Source organism: Neobacillus sp. MER 74 (assembly GCF_023714155.1).
Genome location: NZ_JAMAUV010000011.1, coordinates 87,550 through 113,802, shown reverse-complemented (window position 1 = coordinate 113,802; position 26,253 = coordinate 87,550). Strand labels below are relative to the sequence as shown.

The following is a 26,253-nucleotide window of genomic DNA, read 5'->3' as shown; positions in this document are numbered from 1 at the left end:
GAAAAACCTTGTTCTAGTTGTGCAAGGTTTTTCCTTTTTTCTTGTATATGAGAGAATAGGACTTATTGAACAATTTAGAGGTGTTTTTGATTGAAAATAATCGTAACTGGAGGGGCCGGATTTATTGGTTCCCATCTTACAAGAAGATTGATAAAAGAAGGGCACGAAGTACTAATTCTTGACGTCCTTCACCCATATTATTCGATTGAGAGAAAAAAGCGCCACCTTGAATTTGTGAGTGAAGCAGGGAAGTTTGATTTTTATCAAGAAAGCCTTATACATAATGAAAATAGAGTCAGAGAAATATTTATTTCCTTTAAACCGGAAATAGTCATTCACTTGGCTGCCATTCCTGGAGTACCACACTCTATTGCCGCCCCAAATGAGTATGTTGATTACGATATCAAAGCAACGATTAATGCTCTTCGCTTTGCTGGGGAATCCCATGTAAAACAGTTTATTTTCGCATCTTCGTCATCGGTTTATGGTGAACAAAAAAATGTTCCTCTTAAAGAGGAAATGGCAACGGGACGAGTTGTTTCTCCATATGCAGCGGCCAAGTTTGGTGCGGAAGCGTTTTGCCATTCTTATTCTTCTTTATTTGATTATAAAGTCTCAATCCTTCGCTTTTTTACAGTATATGGACCATGGGGCCGACCGGATATGGCGATTACAGGGTTTATCAAAAAGCTGATGGATAAACAGGAAATTACCCTTTTTGGAAATAGGACGGCTAGGGATTATACCTATATAGATGATTGTATAGAGGGAATCCTTCGTGCGTTTAACCAACAGGAAAAAGTGGGCACCTTTAATATTGGCTCTGGCAGCCCTATTTTCCTTGAAGAATTAGTAGATCACCTCAGGCTGTATTTTCCAGATTTAGCAGTAAAGCAGGCTGAATTTCGCCAAGGTGATGTTCATTCCACTTGGGCAGATACTTCGAAGGCAAGGGAGCAGCTTGGATTTCTACCATTGGTTTCTTTTTCAGAAGGCCTTTCCAAGACAATAGAATGGGCAAAAAAACATGAGTCGGAAATCAGTTAAGCGTCTACTGATAAGACTAATGGGGTTCATTCTTGCAGGGATATTTATTGTTCTGTCACTGCGCTATTTGCATGTTAAAAAGTTATTTAATGCAATGCAGGAGTTTTTTGTTGGAAACCCTTTTATTATTGCAGCTGTGACGGTTTCTTACCTGTTATCTTTTATTCTAAGGGCTGAAGCATGGAGATTATACTTAGGAAAGAAAGTAAGATTCTATAGCTGTCTGCAGGGAGTGCTCCTAAGCCTTTTCGTGAATCATATTACTCCAATTAAGGTGGGAGATGCAGTTAGAATTGGCGTTCTATCCTGGAGGGAAAAAAACATAAGTCCGGAAATTTCAGCCCATTCTGTTATTGTCCTTCGAGCAATAGATATGTTTTTTCTCCTTATGTTTTCATTTATTGGACTCATTGCCTTTTCAAGGCCATTTGTCTTTCGTTATTCACTAGGGTTGTTGTTTATTTTAGTCATCATGATTTTAATGGGATTCTTTTTCGTCAAAAAACATCGTCCGCGGTTTGTGGAAAAGCATATACAAATCATAAAAACAAGCTTAGCTGGGAAAAATTTTATTTTAATTATGCTTTTCATTGCGTTTAGTTGGGCACTTGAAGGAGCTGTTGTCTGGAGTGTAACCGCATCGATAGGTAATGGTCTGCCGCTTTACAAGGCCATTTGGGTTAACTCGATCACGGTAGGGGGACAGGTTTTTCAGATTACGCCTGGTGGGATTTCAACCTATGAATCCGTCATGACTGCTGCTCTAGCAAGTTTTCATTATCCATTAAAAGATGGGTATATGGTGGCACTTATCAGCCATAGTTATAAATTTATTTTTTCCTATCTAGTTGGATGCCTATTATTAATCCGTTCACCGGTAACGAAAATAAGGCAAATAAGAGAGATTTTATTAAGGAGGGGAAGACCTGAATGAAAAAAGCATCATCATTTGAAAAATTTGCCGCCAGGTGCTGGAACCTTTTAAACGAGGGAAAGCCATTTACACCGATTTTTACCATTGGAATCATGCTGATCTATTCCATTTCAAAGCTTGGCAATCCTTCATTTTTAGGAGATCTAACCCTTGGGTTCCTCGCAATCCTGCCAATGCTGATTATTTACTATTTGTTCGATTACCCATTATTCTTAAGAAATTATTTATGGATTCCCTTTACGGTATACCTAATTATCTGGGATCATGTGAATCTCAGTTTGCTGCTGACAGCGGTGGGATTATATTTCTTCTTTACCGTATTTTTTTGGGGAACGTTTTATTATCATTTGCGAATTGGCACGTCATGGCTTAATTTTACGCGCTTCTGGAAACTTGTGCTAAAAAATAGCGATTCAACAAGCGGAAATGCTCAAGAGCAATTGCCTAAGTTTCTTTTATTATTGTCACTTTGGAATTTAGTCACTTCGGAGCAGTCATGGACTGGCGGGGAAGTTGGAGTACTAATCTTTTTTTATGCCGGCGTCCTCTTATTCTCATGGATTCTCCATAAAAACCTATTTGATTGGAAGCCGAAAATTATTCCAACCTATACGTCCAATATAGAGGAGCGGACATCTGCCATTAATGAAAAAGTGATTGTGATAGTCATCGATGGTATGCGGAAAGAACGCTTTGAAGAAGCCAATACGCCGTTTCTCGACTTCTTGAGGAAAAATGGTACAGAGTATACGAATATGGAAACCGTTTACCCTGCAAGAACCGTTGTATGCTTTTCCTCTATGTTTACAGGAACGTATCCCTTCGAACACGGCATAAAGTCCAATATGGTGTGGAAGCTAGGGATCAAAGTCGAAAGTGTTTTTGATAGTCTGCGAAAAGTAGGGAAAAAGGGTTCATTATTAGCTGTAGCCCATCTCGTTGATTCCTTTGGTAAGGATGTTGAGACATTCACTGCTGTTATGAAAAATAATTTAGTGGATCGCGGGATTATTGAACGAGCTAAAAATATCATGGAAGAGCAGGATCCAGACCTGCAAATTGTTCAATTAATAAGTACAGACCAAACTGGGCACAGCCGTGGTGTTTTATATGATGAATATATTCAAAAGATTGAAGAAGCCGATTCTCTGGTAGAAGAATATTTTCATTGGTTAAAGGATAGAGGAAAGCTAGAAAATTACACGTTTATTGTTTGTGCCGATCATGGTCAGGCAGATGGTATCGGCGGGCATGGGCATTTGGATGAAGGTGAAAGATTTGTTCCCTTTTTCATGTATGGCCCTTCGATCGAGAAAGGAAAGAGTGTGGAGGAGAAGCATAGTTTAGTATCCCTCGCATCTACCATCTCTTACTTACTGGGTGCACCATTCCCTGATAAAGCCCGAGGCCCAGTATTAATTGATGCAGTAAGGAAGGAAGTTATTGATTATGAAGCAGCAAAAAGTAATAGTTTTTCTGCCAGCCTATAATGAAGAGGACTCCATTACAGAGGTCATTCGAAAAATACCGAGAAATTTTAATTCCCATGTGTGTGTAGAGGTCCTAGTGGTAAATGATGGTTCTAGTGATCGGACAGAAGAGCTATCATGGGCAGCGGGAGCAAATTATGTTCACACGTTTGTTAGAAATCAAGGTTTAGGGGCAGCCGTGAGAAAAGGGCTGGAACTGTGTGTCTCATATGGAGCAGATATTGGTGTGATGATTGATGCCGATAATGAATACCCAGCTGAACAAATTCCGGAATTAATTGAACCGATTCTTTTGGGAACTTCTGATTATGTGATGGGGTCCCGTTTTCTTGGATCGATTGATGGGATGAAATGGAACAGAAGAATCGGAAATTACTGTTTTACCATGCTACAAGCGCTTCTCCTCCGTAAATGGATCTATGATGGTCAATCTGGTATGAGAGCATTTTCTAGACAGGCCATGGAGGAAGCGGAAATTATTCATGATTACAATTATGCCCAAGTGGTCACATTAAATTTAATTCGAAAAGGGTTTCGCATGAAGGAAATTCCGATTCGATATCAGGTTCGTAAAACAGGTGAATCATTTATTAAGTTTCGTTCTTATATGACCTCAGTCTTACCGGCTATTTTAAAAGAAATGAGAAGGCCAGTAAAAAAAGTACACACCAAAAAGCAGACCTATCGGACGCAAGTCGGCAGGGTGTTTCCAATCATAGATAGAAAACAGGATTAATTTATCAGATAAGTACGATAAATATGTGACAATCTTCATTGCTATATTGACAGCGAGGATGATAATCATTATCATTAACCACAGGAGGGAATTTGGATGAAAAAACTCTCAGTTTTATTTTTTATTGTAATAATAATTGTTAACAGCCTTTCCATTCGTGATGCCCGTGCTTACTCATATGGTGACCCGAATGAAGAAAAGGTTGCTGAGGTATATAAGGAAATGGTCACTAAGCTTGATGAGACCCCTCCGAATTTCACATCTGCGAAAAAGCACTTTGATACCGTTAAAGAAGAAATTGATATGCATATGGGTCCTGAGCCTGCCAAGTTGATTTTGAAAAATATCGAAGCAGAAGATAAAAAAGCTACTTTAGAAAATATGGAAAAACTTCTTGTTTTAAATATTGCCAGACGTTTGGAGAATATTGAGAATAATTTCAAGGAATATGACACAACGAAACGACTACTTGCGAAAGGGTTTGCTACATACGAAGCTTTATCCCCAAAGGTTGAAACTGAAAACCCTGATAATGATAAAAAAATCCGAACCGATTTTGATCAGGCGCTGGAAGCATTGGGGAACCCTGGTTTGTTTGGGGTAGGAAAAAAAGAGGCAAATTTAGAGGCTTTTAAGGAAAATAAAGAAGAAATTCTGGATAGCTTACAATCAGAATTTAAACTAAAAAGCCTTGAAGTAGGGCATTTTTCTGAAAGTGCCACAGAACAACAAAGCACTGGGAAAAAAGATTGGACGGATATATCAAATATCCGTAACTGGATCCCGCTCATTTTAATTGTAGTAGTTATTATCGCTGTTATTATCTTTGTCATCCGCAAAAGAAGAAAGTAAACGAAGGCACCATGGGGGAGGAGAAGGACTGTGGAAATTCAGGCACTGTTAATCACATTCCGGGAAGTGTTAGAGGCCTTATTAATTGTAGGAATCATTACAACCTATCTGAAAAGAGTAGATCATAAGCAGTACACAAAATATGTTTGGATGGGGGCAGGTCTTGCCGTATTGGCAAGTATCGGAGTAGCCCTATTATTCCAAATTGTATTTACAGGGTTTGCAGCCATGGGAAGCGAAATGTATCTAAAAATAGGAATTATGCTTGTATCGGCCGTTTTACTGACCCAAATGGTTTTCTGGATGGCTAGTCACAGTCGTGATATAAAAGGGAATATGGAAGGGAAAATGAATAAGTTTATTTCCACTGGAAATGTTGTAGGTATGGTCGTCCATTCCTTTCTTGTTGTTCTACGCGAAGGTGTGGAAACGGTATTCTTCTTTGCCGCCATTACTGGAGGAAACATCGGTGCCGCGATGGAAGGCTGGGGTGCGATTACAGGTGTAGTCATAGCAGTTATCGTTTCTTATTTGTTCTTTAAAGGAACAATGAGGATTCCATTAAGCAGCTTCTTTAAATTAACAGGAGCTTTCATTATTCTTATTTCAGCCGGACTGTTGGTTCAAGCTATCTCCATGATGCAGGATATTAACATCATTGGAAGTGTCCTGCCGCATGTGTACGATCTTACTTGGTTTTTACCAGAGCATCCGATTGATTATACTCATTATCTTCGTGATACTGGGACAGCGCCCATCCTTTCAGGAGATATTGGAGTTTTCTTGAAAGCATTATTTGGTTATTCTTCCATGCCTTCGATTGAAGAAGTTCTGGCCTATATCGGATATTTTGTAGCCATTTTTCTGCTAACCTCCTCCAAACCAGCAGCAAGTCAGCGGAAAAAAGAAGATGCTTCACAGAATGGTCACATTCTTAAGACACAAGTGAAATAACCATAAACAAAAAGTACAAGGCTTTTGCCTTGTACTTTTTCTCTGAAAAGGCGTGTGAATGAATGAAATTATCCGATAAGTTAAAAAAAAGCCTAGTAATAGGCTTAAGTATTACAGCAATAATGATTGTTTTTCTATCACAGCTTCTTTATGTAAATCCTTATACTTCCTCGTGGGACCAGGTTGATTTTTCTCTTGCTGTGCAACGCTTTGATTTAATGGCTATGCAGCCGCATTTCCCTGGCTATCCTTTATTTATTTTAGGAGGCAAATTCATTCATCTATTTGTGAATGATCCATCAAAGGCACTGACTTTGTTTAACATTCTTTTTTATGCCAGTACTGTGTTTCCAATATATAAATTATGCAGGAGCTTTTTAAGCGACGGCTATTCATGGCTATCTGCTGCGATCATTTATTCTAGCAGTTTTTGCATCATCATGGTTAACCAACCAATGTCTGAAGGTGCGGCGCTTGCTGCCTTTTGGTGGTATTTGTTGAGTTTGTTTTTTGCTTTTAAGAAGACGAATTCAACATTTATTTTGATCCCCTTAGCCATATTAAGCCTTATGCTGGGAATTCGGCTTTCTTATCTGCCATTTTCCATCGGCATTCTTTTTCTTTTTTATCTTAAAGATAAAAATAAAACGATTACCAGGGTAGATTTAATTTATTACTGTCTGTTTGGCGTCGCTTTTCAAGCCTGCTGGATCGTTGCTCTTATTGTTTCAGAAGGTAGTTTGATTGGTTTTATCAAGCTATCATTAGCCTTTACATCTGGTCATTTTAATGATTGGGGCGGTGCAATAGAAACATCCAAAATAAGTTTTTTGGAGAGGCTGTCGAAATTCTCATGGGGGAATATTGTCTGGACAGGCATCGCTGGCAAATCTCTTATCACTTTAGTTATATTCATTTTTTTTCTGGGGGTCATCCTATTTCACCGCTATAAAAAGCAGGAAACAAAGCCTAATCACCCCTTTATACAGCTACTTTACCTCATGTTTTCCTGCTATTTTGTTTGGGGATTGCTCGGACAAAACATTGAAAAGGCCCGGCACGCACTTCCATTAATCATTCTGTTGGTCTTCATTATTTGTATCCATCTTTTTTCAAAAAGGGTATCCTATCTAATACTAGGACTAGCGTTCATCCTCTTAGGACATCAAGTTTGGAAAGATGTTATATTATTAAAGGCAGAAGGAACAGAAAGTCCTGCTGTCTATAAGATGAATGAATATATATCGAAAATGGATCAACCTGTGATTCTATATACATGGGAAGAAACAAGGGTACTCCAGTATTTAAATGCACCATATCCGCATAAAAGACTCGAAACGTTTGATTTTTTCAAGTCCGATTCAAAATATTTCAGAGGAAGAACGATCCTTCTAACGGATAAAGTAGTAGAGGGATTCCTCACACAAGGCCATTCATTGGATGGCAAAATAATAAAAGTAGCAAGCTTTCAATCAAATGAACTTTTTGATCCGGTTTATCATGATATTACTTTATATAAATGGATTGGAAATGAAGCAGTTCATTAAGAATTAGAAGATATTCATAAAGGAAGGGAAAAATGCTTTGAAAAAAATAGCCATTGCTGGTACAGGGTATGTTGGACTTGTCACAGGGGTGTGTTTAGCGGAGATCGGCCATGATGTCATTTGCGTGGATCGTGACCCTCAAAAAATAAATACTCTTCTTAAAGGCGAAGCAACCTTCTATGAACCGGGATTAGAAGAGTTAATGAAAAACAATCTCGAGGCAGGAAGACTTATCTTTACAACCAGCCCGACTATCGGTTATCAGGATGCAGATATCATCATGATCACAGTTGGAACGCCAAATGATCCAAATGGTTCGCTTGATTTACAATATATTGAACAGATTTCAAAAGAGATTGGCAGAACAATCACTAGAAATAATATCCTAATTGTAACGAAAAGCACGGTACCATTAGGAACAAATGAGAAAATTAAAGAATGGATTCAGTCTGAATTGCGTTCACCCCTTTATTTTCATTTAGCAGCCAACCCAGAATTCCTTAGGCAGGGTGCTGCCGTTTATGATACTTTCCATGGCGACCGTATCATCATCGGATCGGACAGTAAGGAAGCGCTCCATACATTAGAAGAGTTATATAAACCACTGCACATTCCAATTATTAAAACAGATACAAAAAGTGCAGAACTGATTAAAATTGCCTCCAATTCATTTTTAGCCTTAAAAATTAGTTATGTAAATGCTCTTTCTAGTATTTGTGAACAAATAGGTGGAAATATAGAAGAAGTCACCCTGGGGATGGGGATGGATGCAAGAATTGGAACCTCGTTTCTAAATGCTGGAGTAGGTTTTGGAGGCTCTTGTCTGCCTAAAGATACGAAGGAAGTTACTCATTTAGCAAATGAAGTGGGAGAACCAATCAGACTTCTAGATGAGGTTCTGGAAATTAATAAAAGGCAAGAATTAAGGCTAATTGACAAAGCCTTAGCTCGGTTTAAAAGCTTAAAGGGAAAAAAGGCCGCATTGTTAGGGTTATCCTTTAAGCCTAATACTGATGATGTCCGTGAGTCTGTTTCTATCAAGATGGCAAAAAGATTGGTGATGGAGGGGGCAATCGTCACTGCTTATGATCCTGTTGCAATAAGAAATGCCAAAAGAGAATTGGGAGAGATCATTTCATATTCTGATACATTGGAACAGGCTTTGATGAATGCGGATCTTGCGTTCATTGGAACGGAATGGGAAGAGATAAAAAATATTCCGATTACTATGTTTTCTGAATGGATGACAGAGCCTGTTATTTTTGATGGCAGAAATTGCTTTCAGCTTGATGCCATGAAAGGCTTCCCGATTGAATACCATTCCATTGGGCGACCATGTGTGATTGGGAAAGAAAACATCATAAAAACATTCGGTTTAGGCCTTGGATAGGGAAAAGGCTCCAATTGTAATATGAAAGATTTTACACTACAATATGTAATGGAAGGGAGGATGTTAAATGACAGTCAATAATTTTCGTTTTGACCAAGAAGGGCTTAATCGTTTTTTCGGTCCGCTTGAGTCTAAAATAATGGACATTCTTTGGGACGGCAATGAAAAGAGTATAAAGGACGTTCAGCAAAAATTAGAAAATGACAAACCTCTCAACTTTAATACGGTCATGACCGTTATGAACCGTCTTGTCGATAAAAACATCCTTACGAAAAGATTGGAAGGAAGAACATCTCTCTTTAAACCAATAAAGACGAAAGAGGATTTTATTAGCGACCAATCAAAAAAACTAACAGATAACCTTTTGGACGAATTTGGCGGATTAGTGGTTAATCATATGCTTGATTCTTTAAATGAAGTGGATGATCATTTACTTCAGAAACTGGAACAAAAAATTGAACAATTAAAAAAGGGCCGAAAGTAATATGATCTGGAAACAAAAATCCACTGCCGTGTTAGGATTAGCCCTTTTCTTTGCGATTATTTTATTTGTTCAAATGGCTATGTTTCTAGTTAATACTTTATTTGGCCCATTAGAGCTATTTAATATTTTTAACTTTTGCGTCAGCATATTTGAAAAAGGCACGTTTGCCTACTATGCTGTCTTAATAATTGTGAATGTGTATATTTTTTATACAGTTTTCATGATTGGTAAAAAGATTATCCAGCAAGTTCTAGTCTTACAATCATTTCAAAGTAAAATTCATCACCTGATGAATAAGGGTAAATCCCAACAAATAAATCAAATCTATAACAGAAAAAATGATGATATTGTTGTGATCAATCACAACAATCCGTTGGCATTTACCTTTGGGTTTGCGAATCCAGTAATTGTCCTTTCTACCACACTAATTGAAATGTTAGATGCAAAGGAATTAGAAGCAGTTATCTATCACGAGACATCGCACCAAAGGTATTATGATGGAATAAAGGTATTTATTTTACAAATGATTTCAGAATCTATCTGGTATATCCCGCTGACGAGATGGTCCTATCAGAATTATCGGATTATGATTGAACTAGTCGCAGATATATATGCGATTAATCGAATGGGTTCAGAACTGGGATTGGGCAGCGCTCTTTTAAAACTAATCAAGAAGCAGCTGAAGATTAATACGAATCTAACTCCAGCTATGGTGCATTTTGCAGATAGTACAGTTGATTACCGCCTTCAGCAATTGATTAATCCGCAGCAATCGATTCCGGTTAAAGTAGAAACACGAACAATCGTCATCTCATTAAATGTATTTATTTTAATACTATTGCTATTAGTTATTGCCTAATAAGGATTGGAGGTTAAATCCAATCCTTATTAAATAGGCTGTGTTAATTTGTCTGTTGATTTCCGTTCCAGGCACTTCGCTTTCCGCGGGCGTGCCGGGGAGCCTCCTCGTCGCTTTGCTCCTGCGGGGTCTCCCCTGCCCCGTACTCCCGCAGGAGTCTTCGTGCCTTCCACTCCAATCAACAGACGAAGTAATAATCACTTGACCATTTGCAACAACTTACACTACAATTAGTAGTGTAAAATAGATTAGTTCGTGTAAATAGAAGAGCTTGTTACTCTTTTACACTACAATCTGTAGTGTTGGTTACATACAATTTTACAATACTTTGAGAAATTAGAGGGTGAATAGATGTCTTCAGGAAAAAGGAAAACAACAAAACCGAAAAATCAATCATCTAAATTTATATTCTGGGTGATTGGTTTAATCGCCGTTTGTCTCGTCGGGTTAATTTTTTTATCCAATACGGCTAAAAAAGAAGCAATGAACTATGAGGGACAGCCATTTTTAGGGGAAAAATCAGCCCCTGTAAAAATCGTTGAATTTGGTGATTATAAATGTCCTTATTGCAAAAATTTTAATGATACACTACTTCCAAATATCGAAAAGGATTTGATCGATACAGGAAAAGCTTCGTTCTATTTTATGAATTATTCGTTTATCAATGTGGACTCTACGCGTTCTGCCAAATTTGCGGAAACCGTCTTTAAGGAACTAGGAAATGAAACGTTTTGGAAGTTTCATGAACTGCTATATGAAAAACAGCCTGATGATACGAAAGCGGAGCAAATGGATATCTATACGGAAGCCTTTCTTAAGGACACTTTAGGTGAAATTGCCTCTGAAGCAGAGGTGAAAAAAGTGGTCAATGCCTTTAATAATGACCAATCAAAAGAGGCATGGGAGAAAGATATGAGTGCAGCTAATAAGTTAAGTATTACAAGCACCCCTTCCATTTTTATTAATGGTGTGAAATTTGAAGGGAACACCTATAATGATTTCAAGAAAAGAGTAAACGAAGCAGCAAATGAATAAGGAATACAACAAAAAAGGTGGTACATCGTCTTGGAGATGTATCACCTTGATTCCTTCTAATTATTTTACGAAAAAAGCCGTAAAATACATGATTAATAGTCCAAGTGTAAAACCAGTAAAATTCATCCATGATACAACTGGTTCCATCTTCTTTTTGTGTTCTTCAATCAGCATTTTGGAGATAACAAATATTACCTGTAAAATGGCCCCCGCACCAATTCCTAAAAATATGGCACCCCAAATTGGTGAAAAGATAAAACCGCCAAACCATGTTCCCAAAATGGCGGGAGCACCAGCAATCGTACCTAATAAAACAAAAGAACTAAATTTTGGTTTGCTTTTTAACAATGGGGCAGCAATCCCTATCCCCTCAGTAATATTATGCAAAGTAAAACCGATGACTAAAAAAGTACCTAGTGCAGCCTCTCCGAGGGCAAAAGAAGAACCAATAGCCAACCCTTCACCAAAATTATGAAGGCCAATTCCTGTTGCCATCAATAATGAAATTCCCAGCGGTGAATAACCCGTTCGTTTTTGTCTTTGACGTTGATATTGATCAAATCCGACCAGTAAAAGAAACGAAAGGACGGTACAAATAATCACCACCATGTTGCCCTGGAAGACAGACGGTGCTTCAGCGCCAATTTCAAATCCATCAAATAACGTACCAAAAAATAAGAATAATAGAAGTCCTACAGTTAGGGCAAGAATGGCATTAATCCAGCTTTTTTTCAAACGCTTCATAAATGGATACCACAATAAACCTAGAGTAATCGGTACAATTCCGACATAGAAGCCGATAAATCCGTAGTTCAACACATTATCCCATGAAAATTCGGGAGTTAATGTGGCCGCATCAATCACAGCTTCCGTTATGATCCCATTCTCTGATATTAATAGAATGGTATGGGGGTCGCCTTCAACCCACGGATAATTTATGGTTACCTTTCCATCTTGAAACCTTTTGAGCTTTGAACTAGGAGTCATCGAAAAATTCCATACAGAATCATCAACAATCACTTGAGAAATCGTCAGTGTTTCTGGGCCTGTATTACTTACATCTAACTCAAAACCAGATGGAACAATTTTAATTTGTTCCACATTAAGCACTTCGATGGGAGCGGCAGGATCTCGTTCTACTCCGGCCCCATTCTTAAATACCCATCCCAATACAAGTATTAAAAGAACCAGCGGGATAAGACCAGTAATCACCCATTTTGATTTCATGGTTTTCACTCCTTCCTATTCAACCTCAAAGAATCCCATCCAGCCTAGTTCCGCAAATTCGCTGACATGTGCGTGAAACATATATTTTCCCTTGTATGGGAAACGAACTTCAATAATTCCACGTTCTCCTTGGCACTGCATAATGGTATCGGTAAATTGACTGGGGTTGTCATTTCTACCTGTTGGTATATACGTAAAAAAGTTGGCATGTAAATGGAAAGAGTTTACTAAGTCAAACTCGGTTAAATTACTTAAATAGATTCGGACAAGTTGATCCTTTTTTATCTTTATCGGATGATTCATAAAGGCAAACGCATACCCATTCACCGTATAAAATTCATTTGCCCCATCTAAATCTAAATCAAAGGCATTCATGACCATATTTAATTCTAGTGCTGGTTCTCTTGGTGTTTTGGGATCAATAATAAAATTTCCATATAGGCCTTTATGAATATGCCGGCGCAAAGGTAAAACATGACAATGGTAAAGCTGTAATCCATATGGTTTTGCTTCAAATTCATACGTAAAGGACTGACCTGGAGCGATAGGGTCTAATCCATCCATTTCTGGGGGATGAATACCATGAAAATGAATCGAGTGTGGATGACTTCCTTGGTTAATAAAATGAAATCGTAGTAGATCCCCCTCAGTACAACGGAATGTTGGTCCTGGAATCGTTCCATTATAGGTCCATCCAGGGAACTTAATCCCCTTTGCGATTTCTATTTCTTTATCAACTGCAACTATTTGATATTCACGCAAAGTACGACCGTCTAATTGTTTGGTAGTTTTTCCATAATCAAACTCGGTTAAAAGACGTTTAGCCATTTTATACCCTTCTGTTTTCGTAGAATCATACATGTTTGAGTGATTTGCAGAATGATTATGGTGACTTGTTGATGCATGGTCCTCAGCATGAACTACTTTAGAAATGGGTGCAACTTTATTTAAATAAATACTTCCTGCTATCCCTAATGCTCCGGTCGTTCCCATTTTTAAAATATCTCTTCGAGAAATATTATTTTTCGACATGTTTTTACCCCCTCCTAAAAAGTTTCCTTCAAGCAACTTTATTGTCCTTGTCAATACTTTAAGATGCGGACATTCTTCTTGTCAATACATAAATCAAAAAACATTCAAATAATTATTTGACCATTTATACGTAATTACATATACTGATAATCAAATAGGCGTTTGAATATGGGGGTATGGAACTTTTGAAGCACGATGATGTATGTGAAGTAACCTGCGTGGATGGAGAAAAGGTAAAAAGGGTAAAAGAATCGGTATCCCAACAAAATACAATGGCCGTTTCACAAATATTTAAAGCTTTGTCCGATGATACTAGGATTAAAATTGCCTTGGCTTTAAGCGAAGAAGAGGAATTATGTGTATGTGATGTAGCCAATATCGTAGGTAGTACCACCGCTACTGCCTCCCATCATTTACGGCTTCTTCGTAATTTAGGATTAGCGAAATATCGAAAAGAGGGAAAATTAGTTTTCTATTCTTTGGATGATGATCATGTAAAACAATTGATTCAAATTGCATTTGAGCATCAAAAGGAGGTGAAATCATGAGTGCCGCTTTGGAAAAATCCAATGAAAAAACCGTGTACCGTGTGCAAGGATTCACCTGAGCAGGCTGTGCGGCAAAGTTCGAAAAGAACGTACAGCACCTGGATGGTGTTGCTAATGCAAGTATAAATTTTGGAGCTTCTAAACTCACCGTTTATGGTGAAACGACCATAGAAGAATTAGAAAAAGCAGGGGCGTTTGAGAAGATAAAAGTCATCCCTGAGAAAGAACGATTTGATGTGAAAAAAGAACCGTTCCTGAAACAATATTCAACGGTTTTCGCCTCATTTGTATTCTTGCTTATTGGATGGATTTCATCACAAATCAATGGGGAAGAAAGTATATCTTCGATCCTGCCCTATGGGGCTGCCATCCTAGTAGGTGGTTATCGCCTTTTCACCACAGGAATAAAAAATATTTTTCGCCTGGATTTTGATATGAGAACTCTCATGACCATCGCCGTAATTGGGGCGGCGATTATCGGTGAGTGGGGAGAAGGTGCAACGGTTGTCATCCTGTTCGCCATCAGTGAGGTTCTAGAGTCTTACTCGATGGATAAAGCAAGACAATCCATTCGTTCCTTAATGGATATAGCTCCGAAAGAGGCCTTCATTCGCAGGGGCGATAAAGAGTTTACAGTAGACGTGGACGATATTCGAATTGGAGATATCTTAATCGTAAAGCCTGGACAGAAAATCGCGATGGATGGAAGGGTGGTAAAAGGATTATCGTCTGTGAATCAGGCAGCGATTACTGGGGAATCTGTTCCAGTTTCCAAAACTGTGGATGATGAAGTATTTGCTGGAACTCTTAATGAAGAGGGACTTCTTGAGGTCAAAGTTACCAAACATGTGGACGATACTACGATTGCAAAAATCATTCATTTGGTGGAGGAGGCACAAGCGGAAAAGGCCCCGTCACAAGCATTTGTTGATCGGTTTGCGAAATATTATACTCCTGTCATCATATTGATTTCGCTATTAGTAGCCGTACTGCCGCCTTTATTCTTTGATGGGGATTGGAGCAAATGGATCTACCAGGGGCTGGCCGTATTAGTGGTAGGTTGTCCTTGCGCACTCGTTATTTCCACACCGGTTTCGATTGTAACCGCTATTGGGAATGCGGCCAGAAATGGGGTCTTGATTAAGGGAGGAATTCACTTAGAGGAAATGGGCGCGATTAAAGCCATTGCCTTTGATAAGACAGGAACCTTAACAGAAGGAATTCCAGTTGTAACGGATTATCTTCCACAAGAGAATACAAATCCAAAGGAACTTCTATCCATTATCGCTGCATTAGAAAATGGTTCACAACATCCTTTAGCTTCAGCAATCTTGAAAAAGGCTGAACAAGAACAATTACCTTATCAAGACCTGGCGATTGAAGACTTTTCTTCTATTACAGGGAAAGGCATTATGGGTAGAGTTAAGGATCAAATATATTATGTGGGAAGCCCTCATTTATTCGATGAACTATTAAGCAATGGAATACCAGCGAAGCTTAGGGAGACGATATCTAAACTCCAAAATAAAGGAAAAACAGTTATGGCGGCTGGGACTGAATCACAACTATTAGCCCTGTTGGCAGTTGCCGATGAAGTAAGAGGAAACAGCCGAACAGTTATCCAGAAACTTCACTCATTAGGTATTCAAAAAACGATCATGTTAACGGGTGATAATAAAGGAACGGCCATTGCAATTGGCCAACAGGTGGGCGTTTCTGATATTCAGGCTGACCTTTTACCTCAAGATAAACTTGCCTTTATTATACAATTAAGAAATAAATACGACCGTGTGGCCATGGTTGGGGATGGTGTGAATGATGCCCCAGCTCTTGCAGCATCGACTGTCGGTATTGCTATGGGTGGAGCTGGAACGGATACAGCTCTTGAAACAGCCGATATTGCATTAATGGCAGATGATTTAGGTAAACTGCCATTTACGTTAAAACTAAGCAGAAAAGCCTTATTTATCATCAAACAAAATATTACTTTTTCATTAGGAATTAAACTCTTCGCCCTATTATTAGTGATCCCCGGCTGGTTAACCCTATGGATTGCAATATTTGCCGATATGGGAGCGACACTTATCGTGACACTTAATGGTTTGCGGCTTCTCCGGGTAAAGGACAAATAAAACGGGGCTCCCCATATTGGGGAGCCTTTTAATGGGAAGGGCCAATCGTGAATAATGACTCATTATTAAATTACCCGGTACCGATTGGATTCGATAGTTAAAATGTGAATAAAGTAGTTGAAAAACAAAGCATTTTGATTCAAGATGAAAAAGTTATGTTGAAAAGATTGTATAGAAAAATATCGACTGCCAAGAAAGGATATACAAAATGAAAAAATTACTTTTCGTACTAATTGTTATGTTGGTCACGCTTCCTTCGATTGCAAGCGCCCATACGGAATTAACCACATCCAATCCAACTTCGGGACAAGTTGTTAAAGAGGACCTTAAGGAAATCGTGCTTACCTATGAAGGAAAGATTGAATCATTAAGCACCATGACATTAGTAAAAGATGGTAAGAAAATACCATTAGTAAGTGTTACTCCAAACGACAATCAACTAATCGGTTCATTATCAACACCCTTAGAAAATGGTACCTATTCCATTCAGTGGAGTATTGCTGGTGAAGATGGTCACCCTATATCTGGTGAAATCCCCTTTACGGTGCAAAAAGTAGTGAAGGAAGAACCGAAGGCGGAAACAAAACAGCCCGTTACTCCAAAAAAAGAAGAACCTAAAAAAGAGAATTCTAACCAGGAAAAAACAAAAAATGATTCGGTAGATTCTACATCCAATATGAAGAATATTATTATTAGTGTGGTCGTCCTCATTTTAATCATTGGAGTATTCCTTTTATTTAGAAGGAAGCGTTAGTAATGGGACTGTTAATTCCTATCGCAGAATTCGGTAATTATTTGTTGTATTCGATTCTTGTTGGACATGTGGCTTTGCGGTTTGTACCTGAATCCAATAAACCAAAAATCAATATTCCAATACCTGTTTTACTGCTTTCCACACTTGGAATTATTATTTTCTCATTAGGACCTGTTGTTCAGACGGTTTCCTATTTTCAAGGTGGAGTGGGTCTTCCTTTAGCCATTAAATCTGTGTTGTTGGACTTCCAAGTAGGAAAAGCATGGATTTTTATTGGGTTTATGGCGACCTTCTTATATCTAGCCATTTTGCTAAAGGGCTCCAAATATGTGCAATCCATTTTGCTGTTCCTGATGATAGTAGCTGTTGGATATTCCAGTCATTCTGCTTCACTGTCATTTTGGCCAGGATTGCTGTCACATAGCACTCATTTTCTAATCATTACATTATGGACAGGGATCCTTATTCAAGTTGCTTGGTTCTCGACAGAGTGGTCAAATTGGTCTAAATTTTTACGGTGGTTTACGCCTTTTGCCATTTTCTGTATCCTCATCATACTTTTTAGCGGGATTTATCTAATGCTATTTGTAGTTGAACCTAGAGATTATGTTCGAACTTGGGTTTTGCCGTATGGACAAATGCTTCTATTAAAGCATATAAGTATCGTTCCCGTATTGGTTTTTGCCTTAATAAATGGTGTGCTTTCAAGGAAAACAGTAAAACTCCCTGCCTTTAATCCGAAACCGTGGGTAAAAGCAGAAAGTATTATTTTATTGTTCGTTTTCTATTTTACAGCGGTGATGGGAACGCTGTCGCCGCCACATGAGGTTGAATTTACGGTGAAGTCGGAAGGAGCATCAAAGTGGGTAGAATGGTTATTGGGAAAGAATATTCTTTCCACCTTACAGTTGAATTTAGTACCATCCCTTCAAACGGGACTACTAATCATTGTTTCTATCCTATTTTTGTTCCTGATTATCATTAGTTTTAAAAGGGTAAAGCCTATTCTAGGAGTCGTCTTTGGTGTCGGTTTTATCGCAGCATTGTATTTTGGTTTAATTCTGTCTATTGCCATATAAGTACAGTTAGTAAACACTAACAACACATACGTTAGAAATAGCGAGGGTTTATACCCTTGCTATTTTTGTTATTAATTGCTATTTCATCATTTTACGAATTACGATGTAGCAAACCATTTTCGCAGTCTCCGTACGATTTCGTGTAGGTATGAGAAATCATAGGCGGAGAATTTCCGGCTATTGTATAAAGAGGGGGCTTAAGAAGCAGATATAAGCGGAGATATTCCGGTTAACTTCTCTTTATAAGACAAAATCCAAAGATTTGGATAATATAACCGGAAAAACTTCCCTTATTCTTAAGGAAATATAGGTATTTCCCAATTTAGCCGGAAATTTTCCGTTTATTTTCCATATACATTGAAATCACCAGTCAGTTCTAACAGATCCTAACCTTAATTTCAAGAAAATTCAGTTGACTTATTTTTTAGTTGTTTTAATATATAATTATAAAACAATGTTTTACTTATAAAACAAACTTCGTTTGGAGGGGAAAGCATGCCATTTTTACAAGTAGAAGATCTACAGATTCATTATGAAATTGGGGGAGAGGGACCTCCATTAATCATCTTACATGGAATGGGTAACAACTCGCAGTCCTGGAAAAAACAATTACAGGGCTTAGCTAAGCAGTTCACGGTGATTGCCTGGGATGCGCCTGGATACGGGAAAAGTTCAGATCCTGTAGTAGAATTGAAAGAATTTAGTCAGTTTGCGGATGTGTTAAAAGGATTTATTGAAAAATTAAACTATCCATCCGTCACGCTCCTAGGACATTCTATGGGTTCGGCGATTGCGCTTGACTTTTGTTACCGCTTTCCTGAAATGGTGGATGCGTTGATTATTTCAGATGCAACCAGAGGGGCAGCAGCCCTGAGTAAAGAAGAGAATGAACGAAGATTAAACAACCGTCTCCATAATATTGATATTCTAGATCCAAAAGAACTTGCCAAGCTACGTGTACAGGAACTTTTATCACCGCAGCCGGATCCTGAAATACTGAAAGAGGCAGAAAGAATCTATTCGCAAATCAGACCGATGGGCTTCCGCTCTGTCGCCTATTCGCTTTCTTCCCTAAATCAAATGGATATTCTTCCATCGATCCATGTTCCTACGCTGGTTATTTGCGGAGAATTAGATCGGGTGACACCTGTTAGTGAATCGCAGATATTTCATGAGGGAATTAAGGAGTCCACTTTTGTGACGATCCCTGGAACCGGACATTTGTGTTATCAAGAAGACCCTGCTCGTTTTAACGAAATCGTCCGAGACTTTCTAACCTCTTTACCGATAAATCAATAAGGGAATATCTTTCTTTGCGTAAATTTTGATAAAATAGTAGTATAAGTAAATTAACAATGAGTTGGTGAATTGCTGATGGCAAAAGAAGAAAAGGACAGATATAATGCCAATTCGCTAGTAAGGGGATTGGAGATTTTAAAGTTATTTAGTGAAGAGCGTCCGACATTATCCTTAGTAGAAATCGCAAAAGAACTGGATGTGAGCCGAACCGTTCCGTTCCGATTATTGTATACACTCCAAACACTTGGCTATCTCGACCAGGATGAACACACGAAACGCTACAGTTTAACTCCAAAAGTGCTTGAATTAGGTTTTGCCTACTTAAGTACATTAAAACTCCCGGAAATTGCGCAGCCTTATTTGGAAAAATTACGGGATGAAACAGGGGCATCTTGTCATTTATCCATTTTGGATGGACAAGAAGTCGTGTATGTTGGCAGTGCACCTGTCCGCGGGGTGTCCGCGGTTAATGTGAATATTGGGTTAAGACTGCCCGCCCATGCGGTCGCCAATGGAAAGGTCCAGCTGGCGTACCAGTCACAAGAAAAACTGAACCAAATATTATTTGGTTCGAATTTAAAACCTTATACGGAGCGAACACAAACCGATTTTATGGATTTTGGACAGGATTTAGCATCAATCCGTGAAAAAGGGTATGCGATTACAAAGGGAGAATTCCACCATGGAATTCAGTCTGTGGCAGCACCTGTCTTTGAGCGGACAGGCAAAGTAATGGCCGCGATTAATTTGGTTGCAACTGAGGCTACGTTCAACCAAGAATTTATTGAGAAAATTGCTGTACCTAAAGTGCTGGAAACTTCCAGAATTCTATCTGGTTTTATGGGCTGCCATACAAAAGTGAACTAGAAAGCTTGCGAACAATCGCAAGCTTTTTTGTTGTATGTTTTACATACAAAACGTATTTTATTTAATAAAACAAATTGCATTATTACTGTTGACACAATTTTCTTAAAACTTTAAAATAAACATAGTAGCAAACCTTGTTTTGCATATGAAACGTTTTCATTGCTGCTGGAAAATATTAAAGGAGGGATAAAAGTCGGGTTGGGACATCGAACTATTGTATAATAAGATCCTGTGGAAGCGTATTCATTGGAATTCAAAACTAAAAGGGGGCACTTTTCTTGCTGAAAACGAATAAACGTTGGATTTATATTGCCATGCCTATTTTCTTTTTTTGGTTTTTTGGACAAATTGATAAATTAGGGATTTCGATTATTCAAACCGATCAAGGTTTCTTAACGGATCTAGGATTAACTGGTGACGATAAGAACGCAAAAATTGGATTGATTACTTTTATCTTTACGATTTCTTATGCCATATCCAACATCTTCTGGGGATTTATCATAGACAAGCTTGGGGCAAGGAAGACAGGGATCATCGGTCTCATTGTATGGGCGATTACAATGGTGATTGGCGGGTTATCTACTTCCTATGAGATGTTTATCTTGAGCCGTGTCATTCTTGGTATTGGTGAAGGAATGATGATCCCAATTTGTGGGAAATTTATCTCCAATTGGTTCCACCAGCGTGAACTGGGTCGGGCGCAATCTTCCTGGCTGTCAGGAAACTATTTAGGACCGGCGTGTGGAGCCATTATCTTAACACTTGTGATTGCTACTTTTCATTGGCAAGCCGCCTTTTTTGTTTTAGCAGCGTTTAATATTTTCATTGTTCTTCCTATGTTTATCTTCCTTACACGTGATACACCTGAAGAACATCCACGTTTAGATCCACAGGAATTAGCGTATATTCGTCAGTCAGATTCCAATGCACCAACGAAAAAACAGAACTTTGCTCAGGACTACCGTTATTGGATTGTTTGGTTCGGCATGTTAGTATCATCGTTCTTATTTTTTGGAATTAGTATTTGGCTTCCTACTTATTTAGTTGGCGCGAAAGGATTCTCAAGAGAGGCGATGACTGGAATCACCTCGTTATCTTGGCTCTTTGCCTTGGGATTCGTTCTCCTTTGCGGGTATTTGGCCGATAAAACAAAGCGTCCTAGCTTGCTTGCGACGATTCTATTTCTTTTGACAGCGACCTTTTTAACGGCAGCGATTCTTTCTCCGCAGCCAGTGATGGCAGGGGTTTGCATGGGCTTAGCGATGGGAACGCAAGGAGGAGTATTCCATTTAAGTAACCTATTTATGGTTAAATTCTCGACACCTGAAACAGCCGGCCGTGCAGCAGGATTAATGGGTTTCACGAACATTCTAGGCGGGTTTTCCAGCTATATTATGGGCTTTATGGTTGATATCGCTGGCGGGGACTTTGGACCGTCCATTGTGATGTTGATTATCGCAGCGGCGCTCGGATTCGTTGCGTATCTGTTTACATTGAAAAGAGAAGCCTCTGAACTCAAGATTGAGAGTATACCTCCCAACCGGGTGACGATTTAATATGTTTATCGAAATTAATGTTACGTATATAAAACATAGTTTTAAATATTAAATTTTCTCAATATTTTTAATTGACAATTAGAGTATTGGGATTTATTATTGGTTTATAAAGAAAACAATGTTTTATATACAAAACAAAAGGAGTGTTATTAATGTCTGAGGAAAAATTTTCGGTAGAAGCATTTGAGAAAAAATATGTGGCGAGGTTACAAGATCGAAAGCTTGATTGGAATGTGTTGAAGTTCCAGGAAGAAATTGATCCAGCTTATCGCCGAGCACAAATGAGATATATTGGCCGCGGTGCCACAGCGAATAATGATTCGAATGTGATTGCAGCTGAACACTTTACCTTAAGCACAATGGTTTTACCAGCAGGGTGCATGGGCCCGCTTCATTTACATGATGATGTCGAAGAAGTTTTCTTTGTGATCAAAGGAAGTGTAACTGCTCTTATTCAAGAAGAGGGCGAAAGTGAAGTCCATGAAATTGTCTTAAATGAAAGGGATTGCATTAGCTCTCCGCCAGGCGTCTACCGCGGCCTTCGCAACGATACGGCGGAAGAGGCATTAATGCTTGTCATGTTAGGCGCAGTAAAGCCGAATTTACCGACCTATCCAAAAGACAGTCCGTTAGAAGAACTTCGTATTCAGCGGGCAAAAGAAAGAGAAGCAATTATTAACGGAAAGTAATTTGACAATTAGGCAGATGTTTAAGGGAAACGTACTCCCTGATTACTTTGTTGACAGGGATGGTCCGCTTACTTTTTAACGGGATCATCCCTGTTTTTAAAAATTGGAGGTGGCGAATGTGTTAGGGATTACTCATTTACGGCATATCAGCTTAATTACCCCTGTTCTCCAGGAACAAGCTGATTTTTATGAAAAGATATGGGGCCTAGATAAAGTGGCGCAAGATGAACATTCGGTTTATTTTCGCGGCGCTGGCCCTGAAAACCATATATTAAGCTTGCATGCAGGTGAGAAAAGAGGACTGCACCATATCGCGTTTGGAATGGTCGATAAAAATGCTGTCGACCGTGCAGCGGAAATCCTTGCTTCAAAGGGTGTCAAGATAGTTTCCCCGCCAGGATATTTAGACGAAGAAGGAAAAGGATATGGCTTGCGCTTTGTCGATCCAGAAAATCGCTGCATTGAATTATCCGCTTGGGTTGAAATTCATACGTCGATTTGGAACAAGAAAAACGTCGATCCGGTCAAACTGAACCACGTCGTAATGAACACGAAAGACCTGGATATGATTACGGATTTTTATACGAACGTCTTAGGGTTTAAGGTGACGGACTGGAGTGAGCACCAAATGTCCTTCTTGCGCTGTAACCGAAAACACCACTCGATTGCTTTTAATCAAGATGCTCACGCCTCTGTGAACCATATCGCCTATGAAGTGGATACCGTAGACGAGGTCATGAGAGGAATCAGTAATGTAAGAAAAGCAGGCTATCAAGAGATTTGGGGCCCAGGCCGCCATGGTCCTGGTAACAATGTATTTTGTTATTTCCAAGATCCCGGGAAGTTTGTCATGGAGTATACCTGTTACTTAGAAACAATTGAAGATGAGTCTGAATGGAGAGCGCGTGTCTGGAAGCGGGTCCCACATCTAATGGACCAATGGGGCATTGCCGGACCGCCAAAACCGGAAACAAGAGCGGCGATGGGTGGAGTACCGGATCCTGGATGGGTCGATGTAAAAACATTGGTATAGCTAAAAAAGGGGTGTCATGATGGATTTAGGATTAAAGGGTAAGGTAGCGGTCGTTATGGGCGGAACCTCTGGTGTTGGCTTAAAAACAGCAGAAATGTTTCTTCAGGAAGGGGCCAGCGTCGCGGTTTGCGGCAGAAATAGTGAGCGCAAAGACCAAGCTTATGATCACCTCACAAAGTTTGGAACAGCAGCCTCCATTTTTGCCGCAACCTGTGACGTCACCAATAAAGAGGAAGTCAACGAATTTATCAGCGGTGCAGCAGACTATTTTGGCGGAATTGATATTCTTGTCAATGCAGCCGGACAAAGCGTGATGGGACATTTCTTTGATGTTACCGATGAACAATGGCAGCAGCAAATCCAGTTGAAATACTTTGCGATTATTTATGCGGTGAAGGCAGTTCATCCTTATTTGGTTCAACGGGGCGGCGGCCGCATTGTTAATATTAACGCAACCTTAGCAAAAGAACCGGAAAGACATATGATTGCCACGGCGGCAACGAGAGCTGGCTTATTAAATCTAAGCAAGACATTATCGCAAGAACTTGCTTCCGATAATATTTTAGTCAACTCTGTCAGCTTAGGCTTAATACGAACCGATCAATGGGAACGGCGCAGATTGAAAAATGCTCCGGATATAAAAGCCGAAGATTATTATGCAGACTTAGCCAAAAAGCGAAATATCCCTCTAGGCAGAGTAGGAGAAGCAGAAGAAGTAGCTAGCGTGATTTTATTTTTATCCTCAAGTAAAGCAAGCTATGTATCAGGTTCAACCATTGAAACAGCAGGAGCGCTCGGGAAAGCGCTTTAATTAGATGCAAATGGATAACTCATTGTTGATTGGAACGGAAGGCGCGAGACTCCTGCAGGAGTACGGGGCAGGGGAGACCCCGCAGGAGCGCAGCGACGAGGAGGCTCCCCGTCACGCCTGCGGAAAGCGAAGCGCCTGGAGTGGAAATCAACAATCTATTAACATAGCTAAAATCATAGATAAAGGCAGGAATGAATAATGAGTGAAGATAAGCAATTAGAATTTACAACAGCTGACGCAGTGGTCCAAGAACTTATTCGTGCTGGTGTAGAGGTAGCGTTTGGAATTGTGAGTATCCACAATATGCCGATTTATGATGCAATTCTCCGCGAAGGAAGTATTCATTTAGTTTGTTCCCGCGGGGAAAGTGGAGCAGCCAATATGGCGGATGGCTATGCAAGAGCAACAGGGAAATTGGGCGTCGTGATTACGAGTACGGGAACAGGGGCCGGAAATGCAGCCGGTTCGCTAATTGAAGCATGGGCCGCAGGCGTACCGGTTCTTCATCTGACCGGCGAGGTGGCCTCCCCTTACTTAGGAACGGGCAGAGGCTATATACACGAATGTAAAGACCAGTTATCGATGATGGAAGGCGCTTGTAAAAAGGCCGTTCGGTTACGAAAACCTGAGCAAGCAGGTGCCGTCGTTAGACAAGCGATCCAAGAGGCATTGGCTTATCCAGCAGGACCTGTAACACTTGAAATCCCCATTGATTTTCAATCGGCGATTATTCCTAATCATTCGATTGAGGAAATCAGCGTAATTGCTCCAACCAATCAAACCATCCCAACCTTACCTGAAGAGGTAGTAAGCAAAATTAGTCATGCTCGCCGTCCGGTCATTTGGGCAGGAGGAGGGGTGATTACTTCTGGTGCATCGAAAGAGGTGACAGCGCTTGCCGAAAAGATTGGGGCAGCCGTGATCACCAGCCAATCGGGTAAAGGAAGTATATCTGAAGATCATCCACAATGTATCGGCCACTTTGCTGCGAATGAATTAACGAAAAACCTCTTGAAAGATGCTGATTTGTTGATCAGTATTGGTGTGAGATTTAGAGGGAATGAAACAGCGAACTGGAAAGTTCCTGCTCCAAAAGAACATATCGCAATTGATGCTGACTTCCAGGCGATGAATCGAAACTATGAAACTAGCTATGGACTTGTCGGCGATGCCAAACAAATTTTACAAGGTTTAAATCAAGCATTAGCTCAAACGTCAGTGGCTCCGGATCCTTCTTATCTTGATGAAGTGCAGTCCGTTCGCGAAGAATTGCGGACTCAGTTACGAGCGACACTTGGTCCTTATGAGCAAATCCTCGATGGCATGCGAAAAGTATTGCCTAAAAACACCATTTTAGTCCGGGATGTAACCGTTCAGGCAAATGTATGGGGAAGCCGGTTATTTGAAATCTATGAGCCAAGAACATCGATTCACGCATCAGGCGGGGGAATTGGTCAAGGGCTGCCAACAGCCATTGGTGCACAAATGGCCAATAAGGATCAGTCTGTTGTATTAATGGCAGGAGATGGCGGCTTTATGGTTAATGTCGGTGAAATGGCCACAGCTGCCCAAGAGAAACTGCCGTTGATTGTTGTTCTATTTGATGATGCTGGCTACGGAGTGCTTCGAAATATTCAAGATGCGGCATATGGCCGTCAGGTAGCGGTTGATTTAATGAGTCCTGACTTTGTGTTATTAGCGCAATCAATGGGATTTGACGCCGCGCGAATTGGTTCAGCTGCAGAATTTGTCACAGAACTGGAAAAGGCCGTCGCAAGTAAAAAGCCTAACATGATTGTGGTCGATATGGAAGCGGTCGGACCGATGGCAAAACCATTTGGAGGTCCTCCTGGGGCAGCCGATGCTTTTAAACCGAAAAAGTTGTAGGGAGGAATAAA

At 39.7% G+C, this 26,253-nt stretch carries 26 protein-coding genes; 23 read left to right on the top strand and 3 right to left on the bottom strand.

The window, feature by feature from the left end; translation table 11 throughout:
• Positions 1-90: 90 nt before the first annotated feature.
• The 10 genes from M3610_RS18155 to M3610_RS18110 all read left to right on the top strand — a co-directional run bounded on the left by M3610_RS18155 (position 91) and on the right by M3610_RS18110 (position 10,293).
• The gene (locus M3610_RS18155; RefSeq protein ID WP_251461218.1) at positions 91-1,047 is read left to right on the top strand and encodes an NAD-dependent epimerase/dehydratase family protein; all 957 of its coding nucleotides are present in this window, start codon (positions 91-93) and stop codon (positions 1,045-1,047) included.
• Positions 1,028-1,981: a lysylphosphatidylglycerol synthase transmembrane domain-containing protein gene (locus M3610_RS18150; RefSeq protein ID WP_251461216.1), complete on the top strand. Its 954-nt coding sequence runs from the start codon at positions 1,028-1,030 to the stop codon at positions 1,979-1,981. Before M3610_RS18155 ends, M3610_RS18150 begins: the two co-directional genes overlap by 20 nt.
• Complete coding sequence (locus M3610_RS18145; protein WP_251461214.1) at positions 1,978-3,471, top strand: alkaline phosphatase family protein; 1,494 nt, start codon at positions 1,978-1,980, stop codon at positions 3,469-3,471. The genes M3610_RS18150 and M3610_RS18145 overlap by 4 nt, the downstream gene beginning before the upstream one ends.
• Positions 3,431-4,207 carry a glycosyltransferase family 2 protein gene (locus M3610_RS18140; RefSeq protein WP_251461206.1) on the top strand — a complete coding sequence of 259 codons (777 nt, stop codon included), beginning with the start codon at positions 3,431-3,433 and terminating at the stop codon, positions 4,205-4,207. The genes M3610_RS18145 and M3610_RS18140 overlap by 41 nt, the downstream gene beginning before the upstream one ends.
• 96 nt (positions 4,208-4,303) lie before the next feature.
• Positions 4,304-5,059, top strand: coding sequence for a hypothetical protein (locus M3610_RS18135; protein ID WP_251461205.1), 756 nt, complete (start codon positions 4,304-4,306; stop codon positions 5,057-5,059).
• Positions 5,060-5,089: 30 nt separating this feature from the next.
• A complete protein-coding gene (locus M3610_RS18130; protein WP_251461203.1) occupies positions 5,090-6,013 on the top strand; it encodes an FTR1 family iron permease in 924 nt (307 codons plus the stop codon).
• Positions 6,014-6,075: 62 nt separating this feature from the next.
• Positions 6,076-7,560: a hypothetical protein gene (locus M3610_RS18125; protein WP_251461201.1), complete on the top strand. Its 1,485-nt coding sequence runs from the start codon at positions 6,076-6,078 to the stop codon at positions 7,558-7,560.
• A gap of 37 nt (positions 7,561-7,597) precedes the next feature.
• A complete protein-coding gene (locus M3610_RS18120) occupies positions 7,598-8,950 on the top strand; it encodes a UDP-glucose dehydrogenase family protein (RefSeq protein WP_251461199.1) in 1,353 nt (450 codons plus the stop codon).
• Between the two features lie 67 nt (positions 8,951-9,017).
• Positions 9,018-9,434 carry a BlaI/MecI/CopY family transcriptional regulator gene (locus M3610_RS18115; protein WP_251461197.1) on the top strand — a complete coding sequence of 139 codons (417 nt, stop codon included), beginning with the start codon at positions 9,018-9,020 and terminating at the stop codon, positions 9,432-9,434.
• Position 9,435: 1 nt separating this feature from the next.
• A complete protein-coding gene (locus M3610_RS18110) occupies positions 9,436-10,293 on the top strand; it encodes a M56 family metallopeptidase (protein WP_251461195.1) in 858 nt (285 codons plus the stop codon).
• Positions 10,294-10,322: 29 nt separating this feature from the next.
• Here M3610_RS18110 and M3610_RS18105 read toward each other — a convergent pair whose 3' ends face one another.
• Complete coding sequence (locus tag M3610_RS18105; protein WP_251461193.1) at positions 10,323-10,466, bottom strand: hypothetical protein; 144 nt, start codon at positions 10,464-10,466, stop codon at positions 10,323-10,325.
• A 178-nt stretch (positions 10,467-10,644) separates the two neighbouring features.
• Here M3610_RS18105 and M3610_RS18100 point away from each other — a divergent pair, with 178 nt between their 5' ends.
• Positions 10,645-11,328, top strand: coding sequence for a DsbA family protein (locus M3610_RS18100; protein WP_251461192.1), 684 nt, complete (start codon positions 10,645-10,647; stop codon positions 11,326-11,328).
• A gap of 60 nt (positions 11,329-11,388) precedes the next feature.
• Here the strand turns inward: M3610_RS18100 and M3610_RS18095 are convergent, their stop codons facing one another.
• Both M3610_RS18095 and M3610_RS18090 read right to left on the bottom strand, forming a co-directional pair.
• A complete protein-coding gene (locus tag M3610_RS18095; RefSeq protein ID WP_251461190.1) occupies positions 11,389-12,555 on the bottom strand; it encodes a ZIP family metal transporter in 1,167 nt (388 codons plus the stop codon).
• Positions 12,556-12,570: 15 nt separating this feature from the next.
• The gene (locus M3610_RS18090) at positions 12,571-13,587 is read right to left on the bottom strand and encodes a multicopper oxidase domain-containing protein (protein WP_251461188.1); all 1,017 of its coding nucleotides are present in this window, start codon (positions 13,585-13,587) and stop codon (positions 12,571-12,573) included.
• A 185-nt stretch (positions 13,588-13,772) separates the two neighbouring features.
• Between M3610_RS18090 and M3610_RS18085 the strand changes: the two genes are divergently transcribed.
• The 12 genes from M3610_RS18085 to M3610_RS18030 all read left to right on the top strand — a co-directional run bounded on the left by M3610_RS18085 (position 13,773) and on the right by M3610_RS18030 (position 26,242).
• Entirely contained in the window at positions 13,773-14,135 is a 363-nt protein-coding gene (locus M3610_RS18085; protein ID WP_251461186.1) for an ArsR/SmtB family transcription factor, read from the top strand.
• Positions 14,132-16,267, top strand: coding sequence for a heavy metal translocating P-type ATPase (locus M3610_RS18080; protein WP_251461184.1), 2,136 nt, complete (start codon positions 14,132-14,134; stop codon positions 16,265-16,267). Before M3610_RS18085 ends, M3610_RS18080 begins: the two co-directional genes overlap by 4 nt.
• A gap of 208 nt (positions 16,268-16,475) precedes the next feature.
• Complete coding sequence (locus M3610_RS18075) at positions 16,476-17,021, top strand: copper resistance CopC family protein (RefSeq protein WP_251461182.1); 546 nt, start codon at positions 16,476-16,478, stop codon at positions 17,019-17,021.
• 2 nt (positions 17,022-17,023) lie between these two features.
• Positions 17,024-18,100, top strand: coding sequence for a copper resistance D family protein (locus tag M3610_RS18070; protein ID WP_098574019.1), 1,077 nt, complete (start codon positions 17,024-17,026; stop codon positions 18,098-18,100).
• 495 nt (positions 18,101-18,595) lie between these two features.
• Positions 18,596-19,399, top strand: coding sequence for an alpha/beta fold hydrolase (locus M3610_RS18065; protein WP_251461180.1), 804 nt, complete (start codon positions 18,596-18,598; stop codon positions 19,397-19,399).
• Between the two features lie 75 nt (positions 19,400-19,474).
• Complete coding sequence (locus tag M3610_RS18060; RefSeq protein WP_251461178.1) at positions 19,475-20,266, top strand: IclR family transcriptional regulator; 792 nt, start codon at positions 19,475-19,477, stop codon at positions 20,264-20,266.
• A gap of 278 nt (positions 20,267-20,544) precedes the next feature.
• Complete coding sequence (locus M3610_RS18055) at positions 20,545-21,822, top strand: MFS transporter (RefSeq protein WP_251461176.1); 1,278 nt, start codon at positions 20,545-20,547, stop codon at positions 21,820-21,822.
• A 152-nt stretch (positions 21,823-21,974) separates the two neighbouring features.
• Positions 21,975-22,511, top strand: a complete 537-nt coding sequence (locus M3610_RS18050; RefSeq protein ID WP_251461174.1) for a cupin domain-containing protein — start codon at positions 21,975-21,977, stop codon at positions 22,509-22,511.
• A gap of 118 nt (positions 22,512-22,629) precedes the next feature.
• Complete coding sequence (locus M3610_RS18045) at positions 22,630-23,544, top strand: VOC family protein (RefSeq protein WP_251461173.1); 915 nt, start codon at positions 22,630-22,632, stop codon at positions 23,542-23,544.
• A 16-nt stretch (positions 23,545-23,560) separates the two neighbouring features.
• Positions 23,561-24,355 carry an SDR family oxidoreductase gene (locus M3610_RS18040; protein WP_251461171.1) on the top strand — a complete coding sequence of 265 codons (795 nt, stop codon included), beginning with the start codon at positions 23,561-23,563 and terminating at the stop codon, positions 24,353-24,355.
• A gap of 4 nt (positions 24,356-24,359) precedes the next feature.
• A complete protein-coding gene (locus tag M3610_RS18035) occupies positions 24,360-24,554 on the top strand; it encodes a hypothetical protein (RefSeq protein WP_251461169.1) in 195 nt (64 codons plus the stop codon).
• Positions 24,554-26,242 carry a thiamine pyrophosphate-binding protein gene (locus tag M3610_RS18030; protein WP_251461167.1) on the top strand — a complete coding sequence of 563 codons (1,689 nt, stop codon included), beginning with the start codon at positions 24,554-24,556 and terminating at the stop codon, positions 26,240-26,242. Before M3610_RS18035 ends, M3610_RS18030 begins: the two co-directional genes overlap by 1 nt.
• Positions 26,243-26,253: the final 11 nt, after the last annotated feature.

What these genes read in the sequence shown, in the direction of transcription:
- M3610_RS18125 (WP_251461201.1), top strand. Translation starts at nt 6,076, where the DNA reads ATGAAATTATCCGATAAGTTAAAAAAAAGCCTAGTAATAGGCTTAAGT.
- M3610_RS18040 (WP_251461171.1), top strand. Translation starts at nt 23,561, where the DNA reads ATGATGGATTTAGGATTAAAGGGTAAGGTAGCGGTCGTTATGGGCGGA.
- M3610_RS18075 (WP_251461182.1), top strand. Translation starts at nt 16,476, where the DNA reads ATGAAAAAATTACTTTTCGTACTAATTGTTATGTTGGTCACGCTTCCT.
- M3610_RS18035 (WP_251461169.1), top strand. Translation starts at nt 24,360, where the DNA reads ATGCAAATGGATAACTCATTGTTGATTGGAACGGAAGGCGCGAGACTC.
- M3610_RS18110 (WP_251461195.1), top strand. Translation starts at nt 9,436, where the DNA reads ATGATCTGGAAACAAAAATCCACTGCCGTGTTAGGATTAGCCCTTTTC.
- M3610_RS18135 (WP_251461205.1), top strand. Translation starts at nt 4,304, where the DNA reads ATGAAAAAACTCTCAGTTTTATTTTTTATTGTAATAATAATTGTTAAC.
- M3610_RS18150 (WP_251461216.1), top strand. Translation starts at nt 1,028, where the DNA reads ATGAGTCGGAAATCAGTTAAGCGTCTACTGATAAGACTAATGGGGTTC.
- M3610_RS18060 (WP_251461178.1), top strand. Translation starts at nt 19,475, where the DNA reads ATGGCAAAAGAAGAAAAGGACAGATATAATGCCAATTCGCTAGTAAGG.
- M3610_RS18140 (WP_251461206.1), top strand. Translation starts at nt 3,431, where the DNA reads ATGAAGCAGCAAAAAGTAATAGTTTTTCTGCCAGCCTATAATGAAGAG.
- M3610_RS18095 (WP_251461190.1), bottom strand. Translation starts at nt 12,555, where the DNA reads ATGAAATCAAAATGGGTGATTACTGGTCTTATCCCGCTGGTTCTTTTA.
- M3610_RS18090 (WP_251461188.1), bottom strand. Translation starts at nt 13,587, where the DNA reads ATGTCGAAAAATAATATTTCTCGAAGAGATATTTTAAAAATGGGAACG.
- M3610_RS18115 (WP_251461197.1), top strand. Translation starts at nt 9,018, where the DNA reads ATGACAGTCAATAATTTTCGTTTTGACCAAGAAGGGCTTAATCGTTTT.
- M3610_RS18030 (WP_251461167.1), top strand. Translation starts at nt 24,554, where the DNA reads ATGAGTGAAGATAAGCAATTAGAATTTACAACAGCTGACGCAGTGGTC.
- M3610_RS18145 (WP_251461214.1), top strand. Translation starts at nt 1,978, where the DNA reads ATGAAAAAAGCATCATCATTTGAAAAATTTGCCGCCAGGTGCTGGAAC.
- M3610_RS18070 (WP_098574019.1), top strand. Translation starts at nt 17,024, where the DNA reads ATGGGACTGTTAATTCCTATCGCAGAATTCGGTAATTATTTGTTGTAT.
- M3610_RS18065 (WP_251461180.1), top strand. Translation starts at nt 18,596, where the DNA reads ATGCCATTTTTACAAGTAGAAGATCTACAGATTCATTATGAAATTGGG.
- M3610_RS18050 (WP_251461174.1), top strand. Translation starts at nt 21,975, where the DNA reads ATGTCTGAGGAAAAATTTTCGGTAGAAGCATTTGAGAAAAAATATGTG.
- M3610_RS18100 (WP_251461192.1), top strand. Translation starts at nt 10,645, where the DNA reads ATGTCTTCAGGAAAAAGGAAAACAACAAAACCGAAAAATCAATCATCT.